This window comes from Nocardioides sp., from assembly GCF_036401255.1.
Lineage (GTDB): Bacteria > Actinomycetota > Actinomycetes > Propionibacteriales > Nocardioidaceae > Nocardioides.
Genome location: NZ_DASWVI010000179.1, coordinates 1 through 24,083 on the forward strand (window position 1 = coordinate 1; position 24,083 = coordinate 24,083).

The following is a 24,083-nucleotide window of genomic DNA, read 5'->3' on the forward strand; positions in this document are numbered from 1 at the left end:
CGCCAGTTTCCCTGGTGAGGGTGCCGAGGCGGCGCCAGTTTCCGTATGCCGCCAGGAAACTGGCGCCGACTCGGCGTGGTGCAGGGGGAAACTGGCGCCGACTCGGGGTGGTGCAGGGGGAAACTGGCGCCGACTCGGCGTGGTGCAGGGGGAAACTGGCGCCGACTCGGCAAACCCTGTGGACGGGGTTGGCAGAATGGGTCGGTCATGACCGCGCCACCGCCAGGGCTCCAGATCGCCTACCCGCCGGAGCTGCCGGTCACCCAGCGTCGCGAGGACATCGCCGCGGCGATCCGCGACCACCAGGTGGTGATCGTGGCGGGGGAGACCGGGTCGGGGAAGACCACCCAGCTGCCGAAGATCTGCCTGGAGCTGGGGCGCGGACGGCGGACGAAGTCCGGCGGCGGGCTGATCGGGCACACCCAGCCGCGCCGGATCGCGGCCCGCTCCGTGGCGGAACGCATCGCCAGCGAGCTGAAGACCGAGCTCGGCGACCTCGTGGGCTACCAGGTGCGGTTCACCGACCGCACGTCGCGCTCGAGCCGGGTCAAGCTGATGACCGACGGCATCCTGCTGGCCGAGCTGCAGCGCGACCGGATGCTGCGCCGCTACGACACGATCATCATCGACGAGGCCCACGAGCGCAGCCTCAACATCGACTTCCTGCTCGGCTACCTCAAGCGGCTGCTGCCCAAGCGGCCCGACCTCAAGCTGATCATCACCTCGGCCACCATCGACGTCGACCGGTTCGCGAAGCACTTCGACGCGCCCGTCATCGAGGTGTCCGGGCGCACCTACCCCGTCGAGATCCGCTACCGCCCGCTCATGGAGCTCCCGGAAGAGGACGACGAGGGCGAGGCGGTCGTCCGCGACCAGACCGAGGCGATCGTCGAGGCGATCAAGGAGCTCTCCGCCGAGGGACCCGGCGACGTCCTCGTCTTCCTGCCCGGCGAGCGCGAGATCCGCGACACCGCCGACGCCCTGGGCGACCTGCCGCGCACCGAGATCCTGCCGCTCTACTCGCGACTCTCCGCCGCCGACCAGCACCGGGTCTTCTCCTCCCACGGGAACGCCGTACGCCGCGTCGTGCTCGCCACCAACGTGGCCGAGACCTCCCTGACGGTCCCCGGCATCCGGTACGTCGTGGACACCGGCGTCGCCCGGATCAGCCGCTACTCGGTGCGCACCAAGGTCCAGCGGCTCCCGATCGAGCCGATCAGCCAGGCCTCGGCCAACCAGCGCTCGGGCCGCTGCGGCCGTGTCGAGGCCGGCATCGCGATCCGGCTCTACTCCGAAGAGGACTTCGACGGCCGCCCGGAGTTCACCGACCCCGAGATCCTGCGCACCAACCTCGCGAGCGTCATCCTCCAGATGGCCAGCCTGGGGCTGGGCGACATGGCCCGGTTCCCGTTCGTCGAGCCGCCGGACCGGCGCAACGTCCAGGCGGGACGCCAGCTCCTGGAGGAGCTCGGCGCCCTCGTCGGCCAGGACGGGCGGCTCACCAAGGTCGGCCGCCGCCTGGCCCGGCTGCCGATCGACCCGCGTCTCGCGCGGATGATCCTCGAGGCCGAGCGGCTCGGCTGCGTGCGCGAGGTCATCGTGATCGCGGCCGCCCTGTCGCTCCAGGACCCACGCGAGCGCCCGGGCGCCGACCACCCCAAGGAGCAGGCGCAGGCCGACCAGCTGCACGCGCGCTTCAAGGCCGAGGGGAGCGACTTCCTCACCTGGCTCAACCTCTGGCGCTACCTCAAGGAGCAGCAGAAGGACCTGTCCTCCTCGGCGTTCCGCCGGATGTGTCGGCGCGAGTTCCTCAACTACCTGCGGGTCCGCGAATGGCAGGACTTCGAGTCCCAGCTGCGCCAGGTCTGCAAGGAGATGGGTCTCGATACGAGCCGCTCGTCCCTCGCGGCTCACTCGACCACCGAACACGGGGCGGTCGACAGTGACGGCATCCACCAGGCGCTGCTCTCCGGGCTGCTGTCCCACATCGGCCTCCTCGAGGAGCGGGAGAAGGAGCGTCGCGGCCCGCGGGAGTACCTCGGCGCCCGCGGCGCCCGGTTCTCGGTCTTCCCCGGCAGCGTCCTGCACCGGAAGAACCCGCAGTTCCTGATGGCCGGCGAGCTCGTCGAGACCAGCCGCCTGTGGGCCCGCCAGAACGCCGCGATCAAGCCCGAGTGGGCCGAGCGCCTCGCCGAGCACCTGGTCAAGCGCACCTACTCCGAGCCCCACTGGAGCAAGAAGCGCGCCTCGGTGATGGCCTTCGAGCGGGTCACGCTGTACGGCGTGCCGCTCGTGGCCGACCGGCCGGTCGCCTACGGCAAGGTCGACCCCGCGCTGTCGCGCGAGCTGTTCATCCGGCACGCGCTCGTCTACGGCGAGTGGAACAGCCGCCACAGGTTCCTCGACACCAATCGGCGCCTGCTCGAGGAGGCCGAGGAGCTCGAGCACCGGGCGCGGCGCCGCGACATCGTCGTCGACGAGCACACGCTGTTCGACTTCTACGACCGGCGGGTCCCCGCCGACGTGGTCAGCGGCGCGCACTTCGACCAGTGGTGGAAGAAGGAGCGTCAGCGCAACGGACGCCTGCTCACGTTCGACCCCGCGATGCTCACCCACGACACCGTCGAACAGATCAGCGCGGCGGACTACCCCGAGCAGTGGGAGAGCGACGAGGGGCTGACGTTCCCGATCAGCTACCACTTCGAGCCCGGCACCGCCGAGGACGGCCTGACGATCGACGTCCCGGTGGCGACCCTCAACCGGGTCGAGGCCGACGACTTCTCCTGGAACGTGCCCGGACTGCGCGAGGAGCTCGTGACCAGCCTGATCCGCAGCCTGCCCAAGAACCTCCGGGTCCACCTGGTCCCGGCGCCCAACACGGCGCGCGAGTTCCTGGCCGCCGTCCCGCCCGGCGACGAGCCGCTGCTCGACGCCCTCGAGCGCTGGTGCCGGGCCCGGACCGGGCTGCTCGTGCCACGCGAGGCGTGGGACTGGGCGAAGGTCCCCGAGCACCTGCGCCCGACGTACCGCGTCGTCGACGACGACGGCCACGAGCAGGCCCGGGGCAAGGACCTCGAGGCGCTCAAGGCGCCGCTGCGCCCGAAGTTCGCCGAGGCGATCGCGGAGGTGGCCACCGAGAGCGGCCTGGTCCGCACGGGCGCGACCACCTGGGACTTCGGCACGATCCCGGCCAGCCACGCGGAGCGCCGCGCCGGCCACGAGGTGCAGGTGTTCCCGGCGCTCGTCGACGAGGGCGGCACCGTCGGGCTCCAGGTCTTCGGGTCCGCCGACGAGGCCGACGCCCGGCACCGGCTCGGCGTGCGCCGGCTGCTCCTCCTCGAGCTCGCCTCGCCGGTCAAGCAGGTGCTCGACGGCCTCACGAACCTCGAGAAGCTCGGGCTCGCCGGGTCGCCGTACCCCAGCGTCGCGGAGCTGCTCGAGGACTGCCGCGCCGCGGTCGTGGGCGCGGTCGTCGACGCGCGACCCGCCGTGCGCGACGAGGCGGCGTACGCCGCGCTGCGGGCCGAGGCCGACCGCGACCAGCAGGCCCACCTGCGGGCCGTGATGGGCGACGTCATCCGGGTCCTCGACTCCTGGCGCCGCGCCGAGAAGGCACTCAGCGGCCGCGCCGAGATGGCGTTGCTGCCCGCCCTCACCGACATGCGGGCGCAGCTGGAGCGGCTGGTGCACCGCGGGTTCGTGGGCGAGGCCGGCGCCACGCAGCTGCGCCGCTACCCGGTCTACCTCGCCGCCATCGAGCAGCGGCGCGAGCGGCTGCCCGGCCAGGTCAACCGCGACCGGCAGCTGATGGACCAGCTCGCCGACCTCCAGGACGCCTACCTCCACCAGGTGGCGGCGCTGCCGGCCGGGCGCCCACCCGGGGAGCAGCTGCGGCAGGTCCGCTGGATGCTCGAGGAGTACCGCGTCTCACTGTGGGCGCAGCAGCTCGGCACGCCCTACCCGGTGAGCGACCAACGCATCCGACGTAGCCTTCAACGATGACCGATCGCCCCCACCACCGCCCGATGACACCGGGGGGTGGGTTCTTCGAGGCCCTGGTCGGCGGCACCGACCCCGCGCTGGTCAGCGAGGCCGCCGACCGCGCGGCGACGCTGCTGGTCCGCGGCGCGCGCGAGTCCGAGGACGCCGCGGTCGCCGACCGCCTGCTGCACCTGGCCGACACCGAGGGCATCGAGACGATCGCGGAGGTCTGGTCCGGTGCCCCGGCCGACTCCCTGGCCGGCTGCCTGTGGCGGCTCTACCTGCTGCGCTCCTGGGTGTACGCCGACCCGGTGGAGGTCGCCCGCGAGTTCGAGGCCGGCCGGCGCAGCGCCCAGGTCGCCCGGGTCGTGGCCGGGGTCGCCGACCCGCCGGGCCCCGACCAGCTCAAGGCCATGATCGACCAGGTGCTGCGCGGGATCGCCGCGAGCGACTTCGCCGACGTGCTGCTGCGCGCGGCGGCGTTCGCCCGGGTCGTGGCGGCCGGACGGGCCGCGCTCAGCGACCCGACGGCGGCCGAGGTGCAGCGGATGCTCCTGCTCTCCGAGCAGCTCGAGGCGGCGGGTCACGCCGAGCTGGAACACGAGCTGGCCTGACGCCGTTACACTCTTCCGAGTACGCCGGGCCGTGGCAGCCCCGGGTCCCAAAATCAGCCGCTACGAGCGGCCACGCGCCGTGAGGCGCTCCCGGTCCGGCGTACGACAACCACTCGTGATCGGCCCTAGGCTCCTCCCCATGAGATCGCTGCGCCGGCTGCTGACCCGCGTCCGCCGCCCGGGTGCGGTCACCTACGCGCCGCGCGCCGACGGGCGGCCCGACCCCGGCGAGGTGGTCTGGGGCTGGGTGCCGTACGAGGAGGACCCCACGCGCGGCAAGGACCGCCCGGTGCTGCTGATCGGCCGCCGCGACTCGATGCTGCTCGGGCTGATGCTCACCAGCAAGGACCACGACCGCGACGCGGCCGACGAGGCCCGTTGGGGCCGGCACTGGATGGACGTCGGCACCGGCGGCTGGGACCGCCAGCGGCGGCCCAGCGAGGTGCGTCTCGATCGTCTGCTCGAGCTGGCGCCGGACGCCGTACGCCGCGAGGGCGCTGCGCTGGACCGGTCGACGTTCGAGCGGGTGGTCTCCGAGGCGCGGCGGTTCCATCGGCTGTAGTCGGGGCTGACGGTCCGGGGACTGGGTCTCGATACGGCGGTCGCGAGCTCCTTCGTCGCTCGCGCGCCTACTCGACCTGGCTGCTGCGTCCCGGCCTTCGCAAGCTCAGGCCGGGGCAGCTCAACTCGACCTGGCTACTGCGTCCCGGCCTTCGCAAGCTCAGGCCGGGGCAGCTCAACTCGACCTGGCTGCTGCGTCCCGGCCTTCGCAAGCTCAGGCCGGGGCAGCTCAGAACGTCCGGGCGATCCGGCGCACGGCGGCGCGGGCGGGGTCGCGCCGGTCGGGGTAGTCGTCGTCGCCGGTCGTCACCTCGACCAGGGTGAGGAACGGGCCGGAGCGCAAGATCCCGAGGCCGGAGGCACGGCGCCCGGCCGCGGTCCGGTAGGCGTCACCGGTGCCGGCAGCGACGGTGACCGACCGGACCGGCCCGACGTCGGTCCCGCCGACGCGCTCGGCGCAGTCCTCCTGCCAGGAGATCAGCACCTGGTGGGCGCGCCAGGCCGAGCGGGCATCGGCGAACCGGGCGACCACCTGGGTCGCCCCGGCCCGGCCGGGCGCGGTGAAGCTGCGGCGTACGGTCTCGATCGCGCCGATCGTGTCGAGCACGGTCTTCTGGCAGGCGCCGACCGCCGCGTCCTGCTCGGGGTCCTCCGGGCCGGTGTCGGCCACGGTCCAGGTGCGCTCGTCCAGGGCGGGCAGCGTGTCGGCGTCGAGCAGGTGTGCGGCCGTCGTGAGCCGCATCCGGGGCTGGAGGGCGCCGACCTTGTGCCGACGGTGCCGGTGGGCCGACGAGGAGGGCGGGGCGGACGGCTGCTGCGAGGCGGCGTGGTCCGGCCCCCCGGAGGTCGTTGGGGGTGCTGCCGGGCTCCGCGAGGCGTGGCTGGTGGGCTGCCGGGTGGACGCGTCCGACCCGTCGCCACCGGTGCCGCACCCGGCGAGGACCAACGCTGCCGCCAGCGACACGACGAAGATCGGGGCCCGAGGCACGTGTCCCATCGTAGGGAGCCGACGGCCCCGAACCGTGCTGCGACATGCGGGCCGGACCCGGCGGGTGGGACTCGCTAGGCTGGACCGGCCCCGGGCGGGTCCGCGGGCACCTGAGCAGCGAGACGCGCGAGGAGGATGCCGGTGAGGGCGAGTCGGGGGCGCCGGGCGATGCTGGCTGCCGTGGCCGCGGGGCTCGTGCTCTCCGCGGTCGGCTGCACCGACGCCGGTGGCGAGCGCCCCCAGCGGACGCCGTCGACGAGCCCCACGGCGCCGGCGGTCTCCCAGCTGACGTTCGGCGTCTACGGGTCGCCGGCCGAGATCGCGGCGTACCGCGACACCGTCGACGCCTGGAACGCCGGCGGCGAGGACCGCCCCGAGGTCAAGCTGCGGACGTGGCCGGACCATGCGGCGATGCGCGCCGACCTCGAGGCGGGCGGCGCGGTCCCCGACGTCTACCTCGCGTCGCGCTCGGACCTGGGCTGGATGCTCGACAAGGGCATCAACCAGCCGGTCGACGAGCTGCTCGACGAGCGGGGCGTGGACTTCGGTGACCAGTACTCCCGCGACGCGATCCAGGCGTTCGGGATGGACGACCGGCTGCAGTGCATGCCCTACTCCGTCTCGCCGATGGTGATCTTCTACAACCGCGACCTGGTGAACTTCAACAAGATGGAGCGCCGCGGCCTGGACGCCCCCGGCCCCGACTCCTCCAGCTGGTCGTTCGACCAGTTCGCGGCCGCCGCCGACTTCGCCTCCCGGCCCAAGCGCGGCACGAAGGGCGTGCACATCGCGGCGACGCTGAGCGGCCTCGCGCCGTTCATCGGCTCGGGCGGCGGCTCGGTCTTCGACGACAACACCAACCCGACCTCGCTGGCGTTCTCCAGCGACGGCTCGCGCTCCGCGCTCGAGCGCGCCCTGACATTGCTGCGCAACCCGCAGCTGACGCTCGACGACGAGCAGCTGGCCGAGGCCAGCCCGCTGACCTGGTTCGAGCGCGGCCGGCTCGGCATGATCGCCGGGTTCCGGTCGCTGGTGCCCGAGCTGCGCAAGGTCGACGGCCTCGACTTCGACGTGATGCCGATGCCGGTGCTCGACAGCTCCTCGACCGTCGGCGACATGACGGGGATGTGCCTGTCCCGCAGCAGCGAGAGCATCCCGCAGGCGGCCGACTTCCTCGCGCACGAGATCTCCCCGGAGTCGGTGAGCCGGGTGACCCAGACCGGTTATCTCGCGCCCGCCAACCTCGCGGTCGCGCTGTCGGACACCTTCCTCCAGCCCGCTCAGCAGCCCGAGCACGCGCAGTTCTTCACCAGCGGCGTGCGGTCGATGACGCTCCCGCCGCTCATCGACACCCTCGGCAAGGTCGAAGCGGCGGTGCAGCCGAGCCTCGACCAGCTCGTGTACGGCGTCGGCGTGCTCGACCTCGACGGCATCACCGAGCAGATCGACGAGGAGTCCCGGGCGATCCTCAGCCCGCCCGAGCCGACCGAGTCGCCCAGCGGCTCGCCGAGCGGGTCACCGTCGGGCTCGACCACCGACTGAGTCCAGCACGTTCGGTGCTCCTCAGCCGGCGGCGAGCAGCACACCGGCCGCCACCACAGGCGCGAGGAACAGCAGCGGGTAGGCGACGTGCCGATAGCAGCGCGCGTGCAGCACGGTGATCACGGCACCCACGAAGTACCCGGTCAGGCCGACGGCGGCCGCCAGCCCCAGCGCGGGCGCCCAGACGCCGGTGAGGAGCCCCGCCGCACCCAGCCCCTTCAGCACGCCCAGCCACCGCCACCAGCGGCGATCGACCCCGTAGTCGGCAAGGTTGTCGACCACCCACGGCTGGTGGCTCAGCACGGCGTACGCCGAGTAGCCGACCCACACGGCGACGGCGGTGACGACGACAGCGTGCAGTGTGCCCATGCCCCGACGACCCCGCGGCGGTCACGGATGTGACCGCGGATCATCAGGCTCAGCCCCGGCCCGCGGCGGGTCGAGCCGGGCGAGCCGCGCCGGGTCGGCCAGCACGTCGATGGTCACGATCCGGCCGCCGGCCACGGTGAACGCCATCACCGCCTGCGTCCGGCCGTGTGGCGCGACGACGACGCCGGGCGTGCCGTTGACCAGGACCCTGCGGACGTGCGGTGCGAGCCGGCCCGTGAGCAGGGCCTGGCGGGCCACCTGCTCACTGCCGCGGACGAGCAGGTTCAGCTGGGGCCGGGCGACGCCGCCGTCCGAGCGGAGCAGCACCTGCGTGTCGAGCACGGCGACCAGGGCCTCGAAGTCGCCGTCGCGTGAGGCGGTGAGGAAGGCGTCCACGGACTCGCGCTGCCGGGCCGGGTCGGGGTCGGGGGCGGGTGCCTCGCCGTGGACCCGGCGGCGGGCGCGGCTGGCGAGCTGGCGGGTGGCCGTGGGGGAGCGGTCCACGAGGGCCGCGATCGGCTCGAAGGGGACGCCGAACATGTCGTGGAGGACGAACGCGAGCCGTTCGGCCGGGGTGAGGGACTCCAGCACGACCAGCAGGGCCAGGCCCAGGCTCTCGCCCAGCAGCGCCGCCTGTTCGGGGTCGACGCCGGACTCGTCGCTGATCACCGGCTCGGGCACCCGGACGACCGGTTCCTCGCGGCGCCCGTCGACCGTGCGCAGCCTGTTCAGGCAGACCCGGGCGGTGACGGTCGTGAACCAGGCGGCCGGGTTGTGGACGCCGGTGGTCCCGGCCCGGTGCGTTCGCACCCACACGTCCTGCAGGGCGTCGTCGGCGTCGGCCTCGCTGCCGAGCATCCGGAACGCGATCGACCGCAGCAGCGGCCGATGCTCCTCGAACGCGCTCTCGAGCCCGTCGTGCCCGCCGTCGTCCATGCGCCGCTCCTTCGCGTCCCAGTGTCCCCTCGACCCGTCGACCCCGCCGCGACGGCGGACGTGACGAGGACGGCCGCGGGCCTGAGGCCCGCGACCGTCCCTCGCCGACGGACGGGACGCCGTCAGTGGCCCTCGGCCCCGGCGGGGCCGTCGTGGCCGTCCGCGTGGGTCGCAGACTCGATGCCGAGGACGAACTTCTCGAACGCCAGCTCCGCCTCGACCCGCTCGCGCGCGCTCTCGACGCCGGGGTCCTGGCGCTCCGCGTCCCGGGCCTCCAGGACGCCGTCGAAGCGCTCGGTCACCTCCAGGCGCAGCTCGCGCCGGAGGGTCTTGAACACCTGGTCGACGCTGCCCTCCTCCAGCGAGGACTCCGCCGCGGCCAGCGCCGGGCTGATCTCGACGTCCTCCTTGAGCCCGGTGTAGGACGCCCCTTCGCCGACCCGGTGCAGCCGGACCGCGGTCTCGACGAAGTACTGGTCGACGACCTCGCGGACCTCGGCGCCGCTGTCGCGCACGGCGATGGTCTGCTCGAACGCGGCGGTCAGCTCCGGCTCCTGGCTGGGCTTGACGTAGGGCAGCACGACGTCGACGTCGCCCTCGGCCAGCGCGTCGCGGGCCGCGGTGGCGACCGGGCCGTCGGCCGAGTCGCAATGCGCCTGCGCCGGTGTCGCCGAGCCGAGCATCAGCGGTACGGCGAGCGCCGTCGCGGCCAGCAGCGCGACGACGGCCCGGCCGAGGCGGGACGCGAGGATCGTGCGGGGGAGGGTTCTACGGGATGCGGCAACCATGGGGGTCACTCCTCTTCTCGGGGGTGGCCCGAGTGTCCGGGCCCCGCCCCGAGGAGAGAATGACGTGCGTCAAGTAGGTGCAGAACCCGCCGGTGGATGCCGGGTCAGGCCGGCTGCTCGGCGGTCAGGATCGCGTCGACCAGGATCGGCCCAGTGAGCTCGACCTGCCACTCGCGGGCGCCGAGCGCGCGCAGCTGGTCGGCGACGGCCGGGGCCAGGGTCGCGGCGTCCCGGGCGCTCGGCGGGCTCCAGAGCGTGCGGCGCAGGTAGTCGGGGGTGAGGAGGTTCTCGACGGGCACCTGGGTCCGCTCGGCGAGCGCGCTCATCGCCTCACGCGCCAGCGCCAGCCGTCGGGCGGCCACGGGGTCCTTCTCGGCCCAGGCGCGGGGGAGCGGCGGCCCGTCCCCGCGGGGGGAGCGCGCCGGCAGGTCCGCCTCGCTCATCGTGGCCACCTCCTGCAGCGCCGCGACCCACCGGCTCGCGTAGCGCTCCGCGCCGCGACCGTGGAACCCCTTCGTCGCGAGCAGCGCGGCGCGATCGGTCGGCATCGCCTGGGCGGCGGCGACGATCGCGGAGTCGGGCAGGATCCGGCCCGGGGTGACGTCGCGGTGCTCGGCGATCTCGTCGCGGGTCTCCCACAGCGCCCGCACGGCGCCGAGTGCCCGCCGGCCGCGGACCCGGTGCAGGCCCGACGTACGCCGCCACGCCTCGACCCGCTCCGCCTGCTCGAACCCGCGCAGGGCTTCGAACTCCTGGCGCGCCCACTCGGCCTTGCCGGCCGCCTCGAGCTCGGCGCCCAGCAGGTCGCGCAGCTCGACGAGCACCTCGACGTCCAAGGCGGCGTACTCCAACCACGGCTCGGGCAGCGGGCGCGTCGACCAGTCGACCGCGGAGTGCTCCTTGGCCAGGCGCGCGCCGAGCAGGCTCTCGACGAGCGTGGCGAGCCCGACCCGGGGATAGCCGAGCAGCCGCCCGGCCAGCTCGGTGTCGAACAGCCGGCTGGGTTGCAGCCCGACCTCGGCCAGGCAGGGCAGGTCCTGGGTGGCGGCGTGCAGGATCCACTCGGTGCCCTCGAGCGCCTCCTGCAGCCGGGGGAGGATCACGAACGGGATCGGGTCGACGAGGAACGTGCCGGCGCCCTCGCGCCGCAGCTGGATCAGGTAGGCGCGCGAGGAGTAGCGGTAGCCCGAGGCCCGCTCGGCGTCGATGGCCACCGGGCCGGTGCCGGCCGCGATCCGATCGCAGACCTCGGCCAGGCCCGTCTCGGTGTCGACGATGCGTGGCAGCCCGTCGCGCAGGGTCAGCAGCGGCCGATCGGGTGCGGGCTCCTCGGGTGTCGGCTGCTCGGCGGGTGTGGGGTCGTCGGGATGAGAGGGCATGTCAGCGTCCCGAGCCCCGCTGACCGCGTCGGCTCGGCATCATCGTCACGCCCTCGGGGACCGGCGGCAGCCCGACGGCGGTGCAGAGCAGCTCGGCCCACGCCTCGACGTGGGGAGCCAGGTCCAGCGGCGCGAGGGCGGGAGCGTCGTCGGGCACCAGCGGTGTCCACGACGCCCGGATCTCGATCTGCGCGGTGCCACCCTCGTCGACCATCCCGCCGAAGCTCTCGGTGGCGACCCGGGTGACGGTGCCCGATGCGGCGGCGTACGCCGCGCCGTGCGCCTCGAGGGCCTCGACCAGCCAGGACCATCCCACGGCGGCGAGCATCGGGTCGGTGATCAGCTCGAGGTCGATCTCGGCCCGCGCGTAGGCCACGCAGCGGAACGTGCCGTCCCAGGCGTCGTTGCCGGCGGGGTCGTGCAGCAAGATGATGCGGCCGGTGCCGACGTCGGTGTCGTCGACGGTCACGTCGGCCGACAGGGCGGAGGCGTACGGCGCGATCCGCTGCGGCGCGGGCATCTCCTCGCAGAGGATCTCCGGGCGCAGCCGCGCGGCGTGCATGGTCGCCACCGCGTCCCGGAACTCCGGGGGTGCCGCACCCGCACCCGTCCCCGGGTGCGTCTCCTGACCGACGACCATGGGTTCACAGTAGGTCGATCGCGCGGTCCCGATGTGCGAACACGCCGGGTGACCTGCGAGGCTTCGCCCGTGACCCCCGATCCGCGGCTCGCCGACAGCGCGTTCTTGAAGGCCGCGCGTGGCGAGCCGGTGCCGCACACGCCGGTGTGGTTCATGCGCCAGGCCGGCCGGTCGCTGCCGGAGTACCTCGCGGTGCGCGAGGGCGTCGGCATGCTGGAGTCCTGCATGGATCCCGAGCTGGTCGTCGAGATCACCCTCCAGCCGGTGCGGCGGTACGGCGTCGACGCCGCGATCTTCTTCTCCGACATCGTGCTGCCGCTCAAGGCCGTCGGTGTCGACCTGGACATCAAGCCCGGCGTCGGGCCGGTGATCGCCCATCCGGTGCGCACGCTCGCCGACGTCGAGGCGATCTCGGACCTCACCCCCGAGCACGTGCCGTTCATCACCGAGGCGGTCCGCACGCTCGTGGGCGAGCTCGGCGGCACCCCGCTGATCGGGTTCGCGGGCGCGCCGTTCACGGTCGCGTCGTACCTGGTCGAGGGCGGCCCGTCCAAGGAGCACGCCCGGACCAAGGCGATGATGTTCGGGGCGCCGGACGTGTGGGACGCGCTGCTGCGCAAGATCGCCGGCATCGCCGCGGCCTACCTCGAGGTGCAGGTCGCGGCCGGGGCGTCGGCCGTGCAGCTGTTCGACTCGTGGGCCGGGGCGCTGACCCCGGCCGACTACCGCGACCACGTCATGCCGCACTCCGCGCGCGTGCTCGAGCGGGCCGGGGCGCTCGGCGTACCCCGCATCCACTTCGGGGTCGGTACGGCGAACCTGCTCGGCCTGATGGGCGAGGCGGGCGCCGACGTGGTCGGTGTCGACTGGCGCACGCCGCTGGCCGACGCGATCGGGCTGGTCGGCGACCGTGGCGTCCAGGGCAACCTCGACCCCACGCTCGTGTTCGCGCCGACCGAGGTGATGACCGCCCGCGCCGCCGAGATCATCGAGGCCGGCCGGGCCGCCCGCGGCCACATCTTCAATCTCGGCCACGGCGTGATCCCCTCGACCGACCCCGACCAGCTCACGCGGCTCACCGAGTTCGTCCAGAGCTACCCGCACTAGCCCCCCGGTCTCCCGTCGAGACACCAGGAATGGCTGTCCCGGCCCGGCGTGTCGCAGCCAGTTCAGGTGTCTCGACGAGGAACGGTCAGCCCTCGGACGGCTCCGGCTCGGGGTGGGGGCGACGGCGTCGGGCCGCGCGGACGACGAGCAGTGTCGGCACGCCCAGCACCAGCAGCAGCGCCAACCACGGCAGCAGGGCGCCGACCAGCGTCGCCATCGCGACCGCGAACTTCGTCAGCCCGTGCCAGCCGGCCGAGAACCCGGCGAGGAAGCCGGTGTCGTCGTCCTTCTCCGCCTTCGCCTTCTTCTCCGGGATCTGATCGACGCTGACCACGATCGTGGACTGGCGGCTCTGGTTCTGCAGGTACGCCGCCTGCCGCTCCAGCGACTCCAGCTCGGCCTGACGCTGCGAGAGCTGCGCCTCGATCGCCATGATGTCGCGGATGCTCTGCGCCCGCTTGAACAGCACCGTGATCCGCTCGATGCTGCGGCGCTGCACCTGCAGTCGGGTGCGGGTGTCGATGAGCTTGGCGGTGACGTCGTCCTCGCTGGTGTTCGCCGACACGAGCTCGGCCCGCTCGAGGCCCTTGAGCTCGGTCATCGCGTCGTCGAAGGCGGCGACGGGGATCCGCAGCACCATCCGGGTGTACGCCGGGTGCCCGTCCTCGTCGGTCGTGGTCTTCTCCTCGGTGATCTTGCCGTCGTGCTGGTCGACGACGCGCTGGACGTCGAACTGCGCCTTGCCGACGTCGTCGGCTCGCAGCGCGACGTTGCCCTTCTTGATCAGCGCCTGTTGGGGATCGTCCGGGCTCGGCCGGTCCGCCGCGGACGTGACGGCGTCGGACGTGTAGCCGTCCTCGAAGGCGGCGCCGCCGTCCATGTCGACGCCGTCGCGCTGCGCCGCCGCCGGCGCCTCGCCGGCCACCGAGCTGTCGGCCGCGCCTCCGCTGGTGGGTGCGTCGGCGTCCTCGCCGCTCGAGCAGCCGGTGAGGGCGACCGCCAGGACGACCAGCGACGGGACCAGGACACGCAGCGGGGTGAGCCTCATAGGCGTGGGACGGCCGACCCCGCCGATCGGTTCCGTCCCGCTCCTGGGAGACTCGCGGGGTGAGCAGGATCGTGGTGGTGGGGGCCGGGATCGCCGGCCTGGCCGCGGCCCGCGACCTCACCGAGGCCGGCCACGACGTCGTCGTGCTGGAGTCCTCGCCCCGCGCCGGCGGCAAGCTGCGCCGCGACGAGGTCGGCGGCGTCACCGTCGACGTCGGCGCCGAGGCGATGCTCAACCGGCGCCCCGAGGGCGTCACGCTGGCCCGCCAGCTCGGCCTGCCGATCGAGCACCCGACGCTGGCCGCGTCGCGGATCTGGACCCGCGGCGAGCTGCGCCCGCTGCCGCGCTCGCTGATGGGCGTGCCCCTCGACCTGCCGCAGCTCGAGGCGTCGGGCGTGCTCTCGCCCGAGGGCCTCGCCCGGGTGCGCGCCGAGCGCACCCGGTGGCCCGACCGCCTCGAGGAGGACGTCTCGGTCGGCGACCTCGTCGACCGGCGCTTCGGCCCCGAGGTCACCGACCGGCTCGTCGAGCCCCTCCTCGGCGGTGTGTACGCCGGGCACGCGCGGCTGATCTCCGCGCGCGCCTCGGTGCCCCAGCTGGTCAGCTACGCCAGCCGCGGCTCCGTGCTCGAGCAGGCGGCCGCGATCCCGACCACCTACTCCGGCCCGGTGTTCGCCGGGATCCCCGGCGGCATGGGCCAGCTGCCCGAGCGGCTCGCCGCGGACCTCGCCGTACGCACCGGCGCCACGGTCCGCGAGCTCACCCGCACCCCCACGGGCTTCGCGCTCACCGTCGGGCCCACGACCGCCCCCGAGCTGGTCGAGGCCGACGCGGTCGTGCTGGCCACCCCCGCCGCCCCGACCGCGCGGCTGCTGCGCGAGGTCGCGCCGGTCGCGGCCGCCGAGCTGGCGGGTGTCGAGGCGGCCTCGATGGTCGTGGTGACGTTCGCGTTCCGCGTCGCCGACGCCCCCGACCTGGCTGCGACCGACTCGTCGGGGTTCCTGGTCCCGCCGGTCGACGGTCGCCGGGTCAAGGCCTCGACGTTCTCGTTCGCCAAGTGGGGCTGGGTCCGTGAGGCGGGCGGCGACCTGCTGCTCCTGCGCACCTCGCTCGGCCGGCACCGCGAGGAGCTCGCGCTCCAGGCGAGCGACGAGGAGCTCGTCGCGTGGTCGCTGGAGGACCTCGCCGCGGCCGTCGGCCTCGCGGCGACCCCCGTCGACACGCACGTGCAGCGGTGGGGCGGCGGCCTGCCGCAGTACGCCGTCGGCCACCTCGACCGGGTCGACCGGATCCGCGCCGCGGTCGCCGGCGTGCCCGGCCTGGCCGTCTGCGGCGCGGCGTACGACGGCGTCGGCATCCCCGCGGTCATCGCGTCGGCCCACCGGGCGGCCGCGGAGGTCCTCGCCGACGTGTCCGGCCCGCACGGCTGACCCCGGCACCGTCAGGGACGATCGTCCTGGCCCGGCCCGGATACCCCTACGGCCGGTTGGCACAATGGGCGGCATGAGCACCAAGGCGCAGCGGGCCCGCGAGATCAACGAGTCCATCCGCTACACGATGTGGTCGGTGTTCCGGGTGGCGCGACCCCTGGGCCCTGCCGACTCCGGGGCGGACCGCGCGGCCGAGGGCGCCGAGGTCGAGAAGCTCTTCGCCGAGCTCGCCGAGGCCGACGTGATCGTGCGCGGCGTCTACGACGTCGCCGGTCTGCGGGCCGACGCCGACTTCATGGTGTGGTGGCACGCCGAGACCTCCGAGCAGCTCCAGGACGCCTACGAGCGGCTCCGGCGTACCGCTCTCGGCCAGCGGCTCGAGCCGGTGTGGTCGCAGCTGGCCCTGCACCGCCCGGCGGAGTTCAACAAGAGCCACGTGCCGGCGTTCCTCGGCGACGAGGAGCCCAAGCGGCACGTGTGCGTCTACCCGTTCGTGCGCTCCTACGAGTGGTACCTCCTCGAGGAGTCCGAGCGCCGCCGGATGCTCGCCGAGCACGGCAAGATGGCCCGCGACTACCCCGACGTGCGCGCCAACACCGTCTCGAGCTTCGCCCTCGGCGACTACGAGTGGCTGCTGGCCTTCGAGGCCGATGAGCTCCACCGGATCGTCGACCTGATGCGGCACCTGCGCGGCTCCGACGCCCGGCGCCACGTCCGCGAGGAGGTGCCGTTCTACACCGGCGCCCTGGTGCCGGTCGCCGATCTGGTCGACCGGCTGCCCTGACTCACCTCGACCCGCCCGTGACTTTCGGGCGGGTCGACGGGAACCAGGATGGTCAAGCGCCCGTCGTACCGGCATGAGGACCCTGCTGGCGGCCGTGACCCTGCTGCTCGCCGCGCCGTTCCTGGCGGCGTGCGGCGATGACGGCGACACCACCGCCACCGACCCCGGCGGTACGCCGACGGCCGGCACGAACCCGATGCCGTCCGAGATCCCGGCCGCGCCCGGCACCGTGCACACCAACGGCCTGGCGACCGTCCTGGACCGCGGGGCCGGTGCGGGCGGGCCGCAGCTGTGCCTGGGGCCGGTCGCCGAGTCCTGGCCGCCGCAGTGCACCGGCCAGCCGGTCCAGGGCTGGGACTGGAGCGACCACCACGGTGTCTTCGAGCGCCAGGGGCGGATCCGGTGGGGCCAGTTCGCGGTGACCGGCACCTGGGACGGCGCGACGTTCGGCTACCACGACGCGATCGCGGCCGCGCTGTACGACCCGATGCCGACCGAGACCGTGACCTACCCGGACCCGGCCGTGGTGCACACCGCCGCCGAGCTCGAAAACATCGCCACCGACGTCGGCGACCTCCCCGGCACCCAGGGGGTGTACGTCGATGCCGGCCACGTGCTCGTCGACGTGGTCTACGACGACGGCACGCTGCAGGCGTGGGCGGACCGCGCCTACGGCAAGGCCGTCGTGGTCGTCAGATCCGCCCTGCTCGACGGCTGAGCGCGCTGAGGTTGCCCACGCACCTGACGTATCTGTCGCGCTCGCCGGCGAGTCCACGACAGATACGTCAGGTGCGCCGCCACCTCAGGAGTCGGCCGGCTCCAGGGTGAGGCTGATCGAGTTGATGCAGTAGCGATCGCCGGTGGGGGTGCCGTAGCCGTCGGGGAAGACGTGGCCGAGGTGGGAGCCGCAGTTGGAGCAGCGGACCTCGACCCGCTTCATGCCGTGCGAGGTGTCCTCGAGGTACTCGATCGTGTCGCTGATCGGCTGGTAGAACGAGGGCCAGCCGCAGCCGGAGTGGAACTTCGTGTCGGACTCGAACAGCTTGGCCTGGCAGGCCTTGCAGCGGTAGACGCCCGTGGTCTCGGTGTCGGTGTACTCGCCGGTGAAGGCGCGCTCGGTGCCGGCCTCGCGCAGCACGGCGTACTCCTCCGGCGAGAGCTCCTCGCGCCACTCCTCGTCGGTCTTCTGCACGTTGTACGCCATGGTCCCACGGTAGTGCGCCCGGCAAGCCGGGGCCGCCACCGGGCCCGGAGACCCAGGTCACCCCCAGGGGGCATTGACGCGGTTCGGAGAACAATTGTTCACTGAACTGCATGGCCGGACCGACGACGATCCCGTGGGGTCGCCTGCGCGGCGCGGGCGACAAGCTCACGACCCCGCTGCACCCCGACGACTACCTGCGGCTGCTCAACCCGCTGTGGAGCGAGCGCGAGCTGCGCGGGCGGGTCGAGCGCGTCATCCCCGAGACCGACGACGCGGCGACGCTGGTGATCCGCCCCGGGTGGGGTTGGCGCTACGACCACCGACCGGGCCAGTACGTCGGCATCGGCGTCCAGGTCGACGGGAAGTTCCAGTGGCGCTCCTACTCGGTCAGCTCGCCGCCGCGGCGCAGAGGCCGGACGATCTCGATCACCGTCCGGGCGATGCCGGAGGGCAAGCTCTCCGCCCACCTCGTCAACGGCCTCGCGCCCGGCACGATCGTGCGGCTGGCGCTGCCCGAGGGCGACTTCGTGCTGCCCGACCCGCCCCCGCCGAAGATGCTGTTCCTCGTGGGCGGCAGCGGGGTCACCCCCGTGATGGCGATGCTGCGCACGATGGATCGCCGAGGCAACCTCCCCGACGTCGTCATGCACTACTCCTCGCCGACGCCGGAGCGGATGATCTTCCGCGCCGAGCTCGACGACCTCGAGGCCCGGCACGAGGGGCTCACCGTGCACCGCCTCCACACCGACCTCGACGGGATGCTCGACCTCCCGCACCCCACGCGTGGCCTCGACGGCTTCTGCCCCGACTGGCGCGAGCGCGAGACCTGGGCGTGCGGGCCGGGCCCGATGCTCGACGCGATCACCGAGCACTACCGGGCCGCCGGCCTGGAGGACCGGCTGCACCTCGAGCGGTTCTCCCTCGAGCTCGGGGGCGAGGGCGGCGAGGGCGGCACGATCACGTTCCGCAACTCCGGCAAGTCGATCGACGCCGACGGCGCGACCACCGTGCTCGAGGCCGGCGAGGAGGCCGGCGTCGGCATGCCCTACGGGTGCCGGATGGGCATCTGCCACACCTGCACCCTGACCCTCGTCTCCGGCACCGTGCGCGACCTGCGCAGCGGCGAGGAGTTCGGCCAGCCCAACGAGCGCGTGCAGACCTGCGTGACCGCCGCGGTCGGCGACTGCACGCTCGACATCTGACGACCCCTACGAAGGGACTGACCCATGGCCATCTCGGACGTCAAGGAGTACACCCACCTCACCGACGAGGAGGTGGAGCAGATCGGCCGCGAGCTCGATGCGATCCGGGCCGAGATCGAGGAGTCGCGTGGTGCCGACGACGCGGCGTACATCAACCGGCTCATCACGATCCAGCGCTCGCTGGCCGCGGCCGGCCGGGTCGTGCTGATGGCCTCGGCTGCCACCGGCAGGGGCAGGAAGCCCGCCTGGGCCGCCGGCGCCGGCCTGCTCGCCGTGGCCAAGATCCTCGAGAACATGGAGATCGGCCACAACGTCATGCACGGCCAGTGGGACTGGATGAACGACCCGGAGATCCACTCCTCCAACTGGGAGTGGGACACCGCCCAGCCCGCCGAGCAGTGGAAGCACAGCCACAACTACATCCACCACCAGTTCACCAACGTCCTCGGCTACGACAACGACATCGGCTACGGCATCCTCCGGATGGCGCGCGAGCAGAAGTGGCACCCGGCTAACCTCGGCCAGCCGGTCTACAACGCGCTGCTCGCGACGCTGTTCGAGTGGGGCGTGGCCCTGCACGACCTCGACATCGAGCGGATCCGCAAGGGTGAGAAGGACCCGAAGGAGATGAAGCGGCAGCTCAGGCAGATCCTCCGCAAGGGCCGCAACCAGATCCTCAAGGACTACGTCGTCTACCCGGCGCTCTCGGGCAAGCAGTGGAAGTCGACGCTGACAGCCAACCTCACCGCCAACATCGTCCGCAACCTGTGGGCCTACGTGATCATCTTCTGCGGCCACTTCCCCGACGGGGCGATGCACTTCACCGAGGAGGAGATCGAGGACGAGACCCGCTCGGAGTGGTACCTGCGCCAGATCCTGGGCGCCGCGAACTTCGAGGGCGGCCCGCTGCTGCACATCATGAGCGGCAACCTCGGCTTCCAGATCGAGCACCACCTGTTCCCCGACCTCCCGAGCAACCGGTACGCCGAGATCTCGGTGCGCGTGCGCGAGCTGTGCGACAAGTACGACATCCCCTACACCGTCGGCCCGCTGCACAAGCAGTACGGCCAGGCGCTCCGCACGATCATCAAGCTGTCGCTGCCGAACCGGTTCACCGCGAGCGACCAGCCGGAGCCCCCGACCCCGGCCCGCGACCGCAAGCGCAAGTCCGACGACGAGCGGCCGCCGCGGCGCCGCGAGCTGGGCGGGTGGATGCGGAGCGCGGCGTCGTGAGCCTTCGGGAGTCCCGGCTGAGCCAGGTCGACCGGATCCACCAGGTCGCCTGGGTGACCCAGTGCGCGCTGTCGCGGATCTGCGGCGGCTGCGCGCAGTCGCTCGGCCGGCCGATCGCGTTCGTCGGCACGCCCGAGGAGGTGGCCCGCAACGCCTTCCACCTGCCGCCGATGCACGTCGAGTGCGCGGAGGACCTGCGCCGTACGCCGCGCGCGGACCCGTCCTGGCAGCTCACGCTGACCGCGGGGTTCGAGTTCGTCCGCCCGACGCGCGAGGACGCCGATCGGCGCCCGACGTTCCAGCCGAACTCGCTGCTCTGAGCAGGCCGAGGACAAAGGCAGGAGCCCCGCTGCCGCCTTCTCGGACCCACCCCGGGGAGGTGGGCTCGAGCGCGCGGCAGTGGGGCTCTGCGGTGGTCGCATGTTCCCCCGGTGTCCGGATCAAGCTGGTCCGTGCGACCGATGACTTGAGGATCGGTCGGTGTCGGCGGGACCTGAGGAGTGGACCAGACCGATTTTCGCGGCGGCCCGGAGCCCCGGGGAAGGCGTCGGGGACACGGTCGGGGCCAGGCCCGGGACGACCCCGATGCGGCCGACCCGTCCCGGCCGGGAGGGTGGCGGCATGCCCGTCGCCCGCCGCCGTCTCGTCGTCTGCGCCGCCACCGTGCTGGCCTGCCTGCCCTACCTCGCCCTCAAGATCGCCTGGCTCGCCGGGAGCTCGGTCGGGATCAGGTCGGGTGCGGCCGGGGCCGGGATGCACGACGAGCGCTACGTGGTGGGCAACCTGATCACGGTGGGCATGGAGCTGGTGGCGATCGGCCTCCTGCTCGCGCTCACGTTCCCGTGGGGCAGGCGCGTCCCCGGCTGGCTGCTCGTCGTACCGGTGTGGGTGGCGGCCGGGCTGCTGGCGCCGATCGCGCTCGGGCTGCCCGTCGGGCTCGTCCTGCAGGCGCTGGCCGGGGGCGTCCCGTCCTCCGGCGACGACGGGCTCGAGGCCTGGGTCTACGCGGTCGTGTACGGCGGCTTCGTGCTCCAGGCGGTCGGCGTGCTCACGGCGTTCGGCTGGCACGCCCGCGAGCGCTGGCCGGACTGGGCGCGGGCCCGGCGGCTGCGTTCGTCGCCGGCGACGGTCGTGGCGATCGGCGTCGTGGTCGGGTTCGGTCTGCTGCACCTCGTGTGGGCGCTCGCCGGCGACGCGGCGGCCGCGCCGGAGGGCTTCGAGACCGTGGCCCAGCGGACCTACCTCGCCGCGACCGGTGTGCTGGTCCTCGCGGCCGCGCTCGCCGGTCCGGCTGCGATCGCCTGGGTCGGCACCGCGGTCACCGTCCTCGCCGGCCCGACCCAGCTGCTGCTCGCCCACGAGGGCCACGTCGGCGCCGTGGTGCCGGTGGCTGCCGTCCTGGCCTCGATCGGCGGGTTGTGGCTGGTCCGCACGCTGCTGGTCTCCCGTCGAGTGACGTGAACTGGCTGTCTCGGCGCCCCAGGTCGAGCCACTGCACGTCACTCGACGAGGCACCGGACCCCGATAGCCTCCCTCCATGGCGAAGGTGAGCGCGGCCGAGGTCCAGGCGGGCGGGCGGGCCGTCCGCGTCTCCAGCCCCGACCGGGTGATCTACGAGGCGACCGACCGCACCCCCGAGGTCACCAAGCTGATGGTCGCGGAGTACTTCGCGAGCGTCGAGGACGGGCTGATGCGCGCCCTGCGGGAGCGGCCGACGGCGCTGGAGCGCTGGACCTCCGGGGTCCGGCCCGGGATGCGGCTCGCGACCGGGCCGCAGGACAAGGACGCCGACGCGTTCTACCAGAAGCGGGTGCCCAAGGGCGCTCCGGACTACCTCGAGACCGTGCGCGTCACGTTCCCGTCGGGGCGCACGGCCGAGGAGATCTGCCCCACCGAGATCGCGGTGCCGGTCTGGTGCGCGCACATGGGCACGCTGGTGTTCCACCCCTGGCCGGTGCGGCGCTCCGACGTCGACCACCCCGACGAGCTGCGCATCGACCTGGATCCCCAACCCGGTACGACGTTCGCCGACGCGGTCCGGGTCGCCGGGGTCGCCCGGGAGCTGCTCGAGGAGCTGGGGCTGCGCGGCTACCCGAAGACGTCAGGCAACCGGGGCGTGCACATCTACGTGCGCATCGAGCCCCGCTGGGAGTTCACCGACGTCCGGCACGCCGCGATCGGGTTCGGTCGCGAGCTGGCCCGCCGCGACGCGGGCGTGACGGTGGAGTGGTGGAAGGAGGAGCGCGGCGAGCGGATCTTCGTCGACTTCAACCAGAACAACCGCGACCGGACGATCGCCTCCGCGTACTCCCTGCGCCCGCTGCCCGGCGCGCCCGTGTCGACCCCCGTGACGTGGGAGGAGCTCGCCGGCATCTCCGACCCGCGCGACTACAACCTGTTCACGGTGCCCGACCGGGTGGCCGACGGCGACCCCTGGGCGAGCATCGACGACACGGCGTACTCCCTCGAGCCGCTGCTGCGGCTGTGGGAGGAGCTGCCCGGCGGCGAGCTGAGCTTCCCCCCGGACTACCCCAAGATGCCGGGCGAGCCGCCCCGGGTGCAGCCGAGCAAGAAGGTCGCCGCGCACTGGGACGAGGAGGGCAACCGGATCGAGCCGTGACCCAAGCCTCTGTTTGGGCGGCGATCCCAGCGGGAAAATCCCCTCAGACGAGGTGAGAGGGGAAGGGATCCGATGTCCGCGCGTCGACCTGTTTCGGTACTGGTTCTCTCGGAGCAGCCCGTGATCGCGGCGGGGGTGGAGCACCTGCTCGCGCGGTTCCCGGACCGGATCGCGATCGTCGACGAGGCGGCCGCCGACGACGACACGGTCGTGGTCTACGACGTGTACGGCCTCTTCGTCGGCCACGAGGAGGACTTCGAGCGGGTCGTCAAGCGGCACCCCGACCGGGTGCTGGCCCTCTCCCGAGTGCTCCAGCCGGGCCTGACGGCCCGTGCGCTCGACCTGGGCGCCGTCGCCTCCGTCTCCATCGGACTCCCCGCCGAGGAGCTCGCCGATGCGATCGAGTCCTTCGCCTTGGGCCACCTCCAGGACGGGTCCCAGGCCGATCTCGACAACCAGGCCGACCGGCGCCGCCAGCTCGGGCGGGACGTGAACCTGACCCCGCGCGAGCAGCAGGTGCTCGCGCTCATCGTCGCCGGCCGGTCCAACGACGAGCTCGCGGCCGACCTCTACCTGAGCATCAACACCGTCAAGAGCATGATCCGCTCGGTCTACCGCAAGATCGGCGTCACCAGCCGCGCCCAGGCCGTGGCGTGGGGGGGTGGACCACGGCTTCCCGTCGGGCGCGGACCGGCCCGGGCCCGAGGAGCGATGATGCCCCGGTGACCGACCCGCCTCAGACCGCAGGGGACCAGGAGGAGCCCACCGCCCACGGAGCACCCGGGCGCTCCCGGTGGACGGCGTACCTGGACTGGATGCGCGCGGAGATCGCGACGGCCGTGCTCGCCCTCGACGAGACCGAGCGCCGGACCACCCGATTGCCGTCGGGGTGGACCCCGATCGAGCTGCTCAGCCACGTGCTGCACATGGAACAGCGGTGGTTCGTGTGGGGGTTCCTCGGCGAGCCCGTCGAGGACCCGTGGGGCGACTGGTCGGTCGACGAGCCGTGGGAGTCCGGCGCCGAGGGCCGCTGGGTGGTCGCCGAGGACACCACGGCCGAGGAGCTCGCCGGTCGGCTGCGGGCGGTGGGGGAGCGGACGCGGTCGGTGCTGCGCGACTTCCCGCCGGAGGCCACGGCCGCGCCGGGCGGCCGGTTCGCCGACGACCCGCCGACCCTGGAGTGGATCTGCTTCCACGTGCTCACCGAGTACGCCCGGCACGCCGGGCACCTCGACATCGCGGTCGAGCTCGCCGTTCCGGAGGCCGGACGCACGTGAGGCCCGCCCCGCCTTCGTGGACGACGTCCACGCGCGCGGAGCGGGCCTCACGGACCGACCGGTGGCGCTCCCCCCAGCGCCGGGCGGGTCCCCACACCCCGCCTCGTTCGGCCTGTCTGTCACGACCGGACCGTCCCCCGTGGATCCCGGGCCCGGTGTCGCCGGGTCTCCCCACCGACATCTCGAACACTAGGCCCGGGTCCTCCACGCCGCGTCCACGTCCGGGTGACACCTGATCCACAGGACGGGAAGGTTTCACCCACGCGTTAGCCTCAGCCCGTGCTCCTCGCGTTCGACACCGCCACCCCGCTGGTCACCGTGGCGCTCCACGACGGCTCCGACGTCGTCGTCGAGCTGGTCGCCGAGCGGCCGATGAAGCA

The 24,083-nt window shown here is 73.2% G+C and carries 23 protein-coding genes; 15 read left to right on the top strand and 8 right to left on the bottom strand.

All coding sequences use genetic code 11. The features are described from left to right. Positions 1-207 precede the first annotated feature (207 nt). From hrpA to VGD85_RS08355, 3 genes are all read left to right on the top strand, one after another. On the top strand, positions 208-4,002 hold the full coding sequence (gene hrpA / locus VGD85_RS08345; protein ID WP_331062992.1) for an ATP-dependent RNA helicase HrpA: 3,795 nt from the start codon (positions 208-210) through the stop codon (positions 4,000-4,002). Then, on the top strand, positions 3,999-4,595 hold the full coding sequence (locus VGD85_RS08350; protein WP_331062993.1) for a hypothetical protein: 597 nt from the start codon (positions 3,999-4,001) through the stop codon (positions 4,593-4,595). The genes hrpA and VGD85_RS08350 overlap by 4 nt, the downstream gene beginning before the upstream one ends. A gap of 139 nt (positions 4,596-4,734) precedes the next feature. Continuing rightward, complete coding sequence (locus VGD85_RS08355; protein WP_331062994.1) at positions 4,735-5,157, top strand: type II toxin-antitoxin system PemK/MazF family toxin; 423 nt, start codon at positions 4,735-4,737, stop codon at positions 5,155-5,157. A 228-nt stretch (positions 5,158-5,385) separates the two neighbouring features. Here the strand turns inward: VGD85_RS08355 and VGD85_RS08360 are convergent, their stop codons facing one another. After that, entirely contained in the window at positions 5,386-6,144 is a 759-nt protein-coding gene (locus tag VGD85_RS08360) for a hypothetical protein (RefSeq protein WP_331062995.1), read from the bottom strand. A gap of 141 nt (positions 6,145-6,285) precedes the next feature. Between VGD85_RS08360 and VGD85_RS08365 the strand changes: the two genes are divergently transcribed. Next, positions 6,286-7,686, top strand: coding sequence for an ABC transporter substrate-binding protein (locus VGD85_RS08365; protein ID WP_331062996.1), 1,401 nt, complete (start codon positions 6,286-6,288; stop codon positions 7,684-7,686). 21 nt (positions 7,687-7,707) lie between these two features. On the opposite strand, the gene VGD85_RS08370 is transcribed toward VGD85_RS08365, so the two are convergent. The 5 genes from VGD85_RS08370 to VGD85_RS08390 all read right to left on the bottom strand — a co-directional run bounded on the left by VGD85_RS08370 (position 7,708) and on the right by VGD85_RS08390 (position 11,798). Next, positions 7,708-8,055, bottom strand: coding sequence for a DoxX family protein (locus tag VGD85_RS08370; protein WP_331062997.1), 348 nt, complete (start codon positions 8,053-8,055; stop codon positions 7,708-7,710). Positions 8,056-8,076: 21 nt separating this feature from the next. Beyond that, positions 8,077-8,991 (bottom strand): sigma-70 family RNA polymerase sigma factor, encoded by a 915-nt coding sequence (locus VGD85_RS08375; RefSeq protein ID WP_331062998.1) that lies wholly within the window; start codon positions 8,989-8,991, stop codon positions 8,077-8,079. 122 nt (positions 8,992-9,113) lie between these two features. Next, positions 9,114-9,779 carry a DUF6448 family protein gene (locus VGD85_RS08380; RefSeq protein ID WP_331062999.1) on the bottom strand — a complete coding sequence of 222 codons (666 nt, stop codon included), beginning with the start codon at positions 9,777-9,779 and terminating at the stop codon, positions 9,114-9,116. A 104-nt stretch (positions 9,780-9,883) separates the two neighbouring features. Further along, the gene (locus VGD85_RS08385) at positions 9,884-11,158 is read right to left on the bottom strand and encodes a ribonuclease D (protein WP_331063000.1); all 1,275 of its coding nucleotides are present in this window, start codon (positions 11,156-11,158) and stop codon (positions 9,884-9,886) included. Position 11,159: 1 nt separating this feature from the next. Beyond that, positions 11,160-11,798, bottom strand: coding sequence for a DUF3000 domain-containing protein (locus VGD85_RS08390; protein ID WP_331063001.1), 639 nt, complete (start codon positions 11,796-11,798; stop codon positions 11,160-11,162). A gap of 69 nt (positions 11,799-11,867) precedes the next feature. Between VGD85_RS08390 and hemE the strand changes: the two genes are divergently transcribed. Then, complete coding sequence (gene hemE / locus VGD85_RS08395; RefSeq protein WP_331063002.1) at positions 11,868-12,905, top strand: uroporphyrinogen decarboxylase; 1,038 nt, start codon at positions 11,868-11,870, stop codon at positions 12,903-12,905. Positions 12,906-12,990: 85 nt separating this feature from the next. On the opposite strand, the gene VGD85_RS08400 is transcribed toward hemE, so the two are convergent. Further along, positions 12,991-13,953: a DUF4349 domain-containing protein gene (locus VGD85_RS08400; protein ID WP_331063003.1), complete on the bottom strand. Its 963-nt coding sequence runs from the start codon at positions 13,951-13,953 to the stop codon at positions 12,991-12,993. 59 nt (positions 13,954-14,012) lie between these two features. Here VGD85_RS08400 and hemG point away from each other — a divergent pair, with 59 nt between their 5' ends. The 3 genes from hemG to VGD85_RS08415 all read left to right on the top strand — a co-directional run bounded on the left by hemG (position 14,013) and on the right by VGD85_RS08415 (position 16,885). Continuing rightward, the gene (hemG, locus tag VGD85_RS08405) at positions 14,013-15,383 is read left to right on the top strand and encodes a protoporphyrinogen oxidase (RefSeq protein ID WP_331063004.1); all 1,371 of its coding nucleotides are present in this window, start codon (positions 14,013-14,015) and stop codon (positions 15,381-15,383) included. Between the two features lie 64 nt (positions 15,384-15,447). After that, positions 15,448-16,167 carry a hydrogen peroxide-dependent heme synthase gene (gene hemQ / locus VGD85_RS08410; protein WP_331063005.1) on the top strand — a complete coding sequence of 240 codons (720 nt, stop codon included), beginning with the start codon at positions 15,448-15,450 and terminating at the stop codon, positions 16,165-16,167. Positions 16,168-16,240: 73 nt separating this feature from the next. Beyond that, complete coding sequence (locus VGD85_RS08415; protein ID WP_331063006.1) at positions 16,241-16,885, top strand: hypothetical protein; 645 nt, start codon at positions 16,241-16,243, stop codon at positions 16,883-16,885. An 84-nt stretch (positions 16,886-16,969) separates the two neighbouring features. On the opposite strand, the gene msrB is transcribed toward VGD85_RS08415, so the two are convergent. Beyond that, positions 16,970-17,371, bottom strand: a complete 402-nt coding sequence (gene msrB, locus VGD85_RS08420; protein WP_331063007.1) for a peptide-methionine (R)-S-oxide reductase MsrB — start codon at positions 17,369-17,371, stop codon at positions 16,970-16,972. 110 nt (positions 17,372-17,481) lie between these two features. On the opposite strand from msrB, the gene VGD85_RS08425 reads away from it, so the two are divergent. The 7 genes from VGD85_RS08425 (at position 17,482) to VGD85_RS08455 (ending at position 23,703) form a co-directional block, all read left to right on the top strand. After that, on the top strand, positions 17,482-18,573 hold the full coding sequence (locus tag VGD85_RS08425; RefSeq protein WP_331063008.1) for a ferredoxin reductase: 1,092 nt from the start codon (positions 17,482-17,484) through the stop codon (positions 18,571-18,573). A 24-nt stretch (positions 18,574-18,597) separates the two neighbouring features. Next, positions 18,598-19,806 (top strand): acyl-CoA desaturase, encoded by a 1,209-nt coding sequence (locus VGD85_RS08430; protein ID WP_331063009.1) that lies wholly within the window; start codon positions 18,598-18,600, stop codon positions 19,804-19,806. Further along, on the top strand, positions 19,803-20,126 hold the full coding sequence (locus VGD85_RS08435; RefSeq protein WP_331063010.1) for a hypothetical protein: 324 nt from the start codon (positions 19,803-19,805) through the stop codon (positions 20,124-20,126). Before VGD85_RS08430 ends, VGD85_RS08435 begins: the two co-directional genes overlap by 4 nt. A 301-nt stretch (positions 20,127-20,427) precedes the next feature. Continuing rightward, the gene (locus tag VGD85_RS08440) at positions 20,428-21,267 is read left to right on the top strand and encodes a hypothetical protein (RefSeq protein WP_331063011.1); all 840 of its coding nucleotides are present in this window, start codon (positions 20,428-20,430) and stop codon (positions 21,265-21,267) included. 76 nt (positions 21,268-21,343) lie between these two features. Then, positions 21,344-22,426, top strand: a complete 1,083-nt coding sequence (locus VGD85_RS08445) for a DNA polymerase domain-containing protein (protein ID WP_331063012.1) — start codon at positions 21,344-21,346, stop codon at positions 22,424-22,426. A 120-nt stretch (positions 22,427-22,546) separates the two neighbouring features. Then, a complete protein-coding gene (locus VGD85_RS08450) occupies positions 22,547-23,152 on the top strand; it encodes a response regulator transcription factor (protein ID WP_331063013.1) in 606 nt (201 codons plus the stop codon). Then, complete coding sequence (locus tag VGD85_RS08455) at positions 23,149-23,703, top strand: DUF664 domain-containing protein (RefSeq protein ID WP_331063014.1); 555 nt, start codon at positions 23,149-23,151, stop codon at positions 23,701-23,703. The genes VGD85_RS08450 and VGD85_RS08455 overlap by 4 nt, the downstream gene beginning before the upstream one ends. The last annotated feature ends 380 nt before the right edge of the window (positions 23,704-24,083 follow it).

Excerpts from the sequence above, each read along its gene's own strand:
- VGD85_RS08370 (WP_331062997.1), bottom strand. The coding sequence starts at position 8,055 with ATGGGCACACTGCACGCTGTCGTCGTCACCGCCGTCGCCGTGTGGGTC.
- VGD85_RS08390 (WP_331063001.1), bottom strand. The coding sequence starts at position 11,798 with ATGGTCGTCGGTCAGGAGACGCACCCGGGGACGGGTGCGGGTGCGGCA.
- VGD85_RS08355 (WP_331062994.1), top strand. The coding sequence starts at position 4,735 with ATGAGATCGCTGCGCCGGCTGCTGACCCGCGTCCGCCGCCCGGGTGCG.
- hrpA (WP_331062992.1), top strand. The coding sequence starts at position 208 with ATGACCGCGCCACCGCCAGGGCTCCAGATCGCCTACCCGCCGGAGCTG.
- VGD85_RS08380 (WP_331062999.1), bottom strand. The coding sequence starts at position 9,779 with ATGGTTGCCGCATCCCGTAGAACCCTCCCCCGCACGATCCTCGCGTCC.
- VGD85_RS08415 (WP_331063006.1), top strand. The coding sequence starts at position 16,241 with ATGAGGACCCTGCTGGCGGCCGTGACCCTGCTGCTCGCCGCGCCGTTC.
- VGD85_RS08425 (WP_331063008.1), top strand. The coding sequence starts at position 17,482 with ATGGCCGGACCGACGACGATCCCGTGGGGTCGCCTGCGCGGCGCGGGC.
- VGD85_RS08375 (WP_331062998.1), bottom strand. The coding sequence starts at position 8,991 with ATGGACGACGGCGGGCACGACGGGCTCGAGAGCGCGTTCGAGGAGCAT.
- VGD85_RS08400 (WP_331063003.1), bottom strand. The coding sequence starts at position 13,953 with ATGAGGCTCACCCCGCTGCGTGTCCTGGTCCCGTCGCTGGTCGTCCTG.
- VGD85_RS08445 (WP_331063012.1), top strand. The coding sequence starts at position 21,344 with ATGGCGAAGGTGAGCGCGGCCGAGGTCCAGGCGGGCGGGCGGGCCGTC.
- VGD85_RS08440 (WP_331063011.1), top strand. The coding sequence starts at position 20,428 with ATGCCCGTCGCCCGCCGCCGTCTCGTCGTCTGCGCCGCCACCGTGCTG.
- hemQ (WP_331063005.1), top strand. The coding sequence starts at position 15,448 with ATGGGCGGCATGAGCACCAAGGCGCAGCGGGCCCGCGAGATCAACGAG.
- msrB (WP_331063007.1), bottom strand. The coding sequence starts at position 17,371 with ATGGCGTACAACGTGCAGAAGACCGACGAGGAGTGGCGCGAGGAGCTC.
- VGD85_RS08430 (WP_331063009.1), top strand. The coding sequence starts at position 18,598 with ATGGCCATCTCGGACGTCAAGGAGTACACCCACCTCACCGACGAGGAG.
- VGD85_RS08350 (WP_331062993.1), top strand. The coding sequence starts at position 3,999 with ATGACCGATCGCCCCCACCACCGCCCGATGACACCGGGGGGTGGGTTC.
- VGD85_RS08385 (WP_331063000.1), bottom strand. The coding sequence starts at position 11,158 with ATGCCCTCTCATCCCGACGACCCCACACCCGCCGAGCAGCCGACACCC.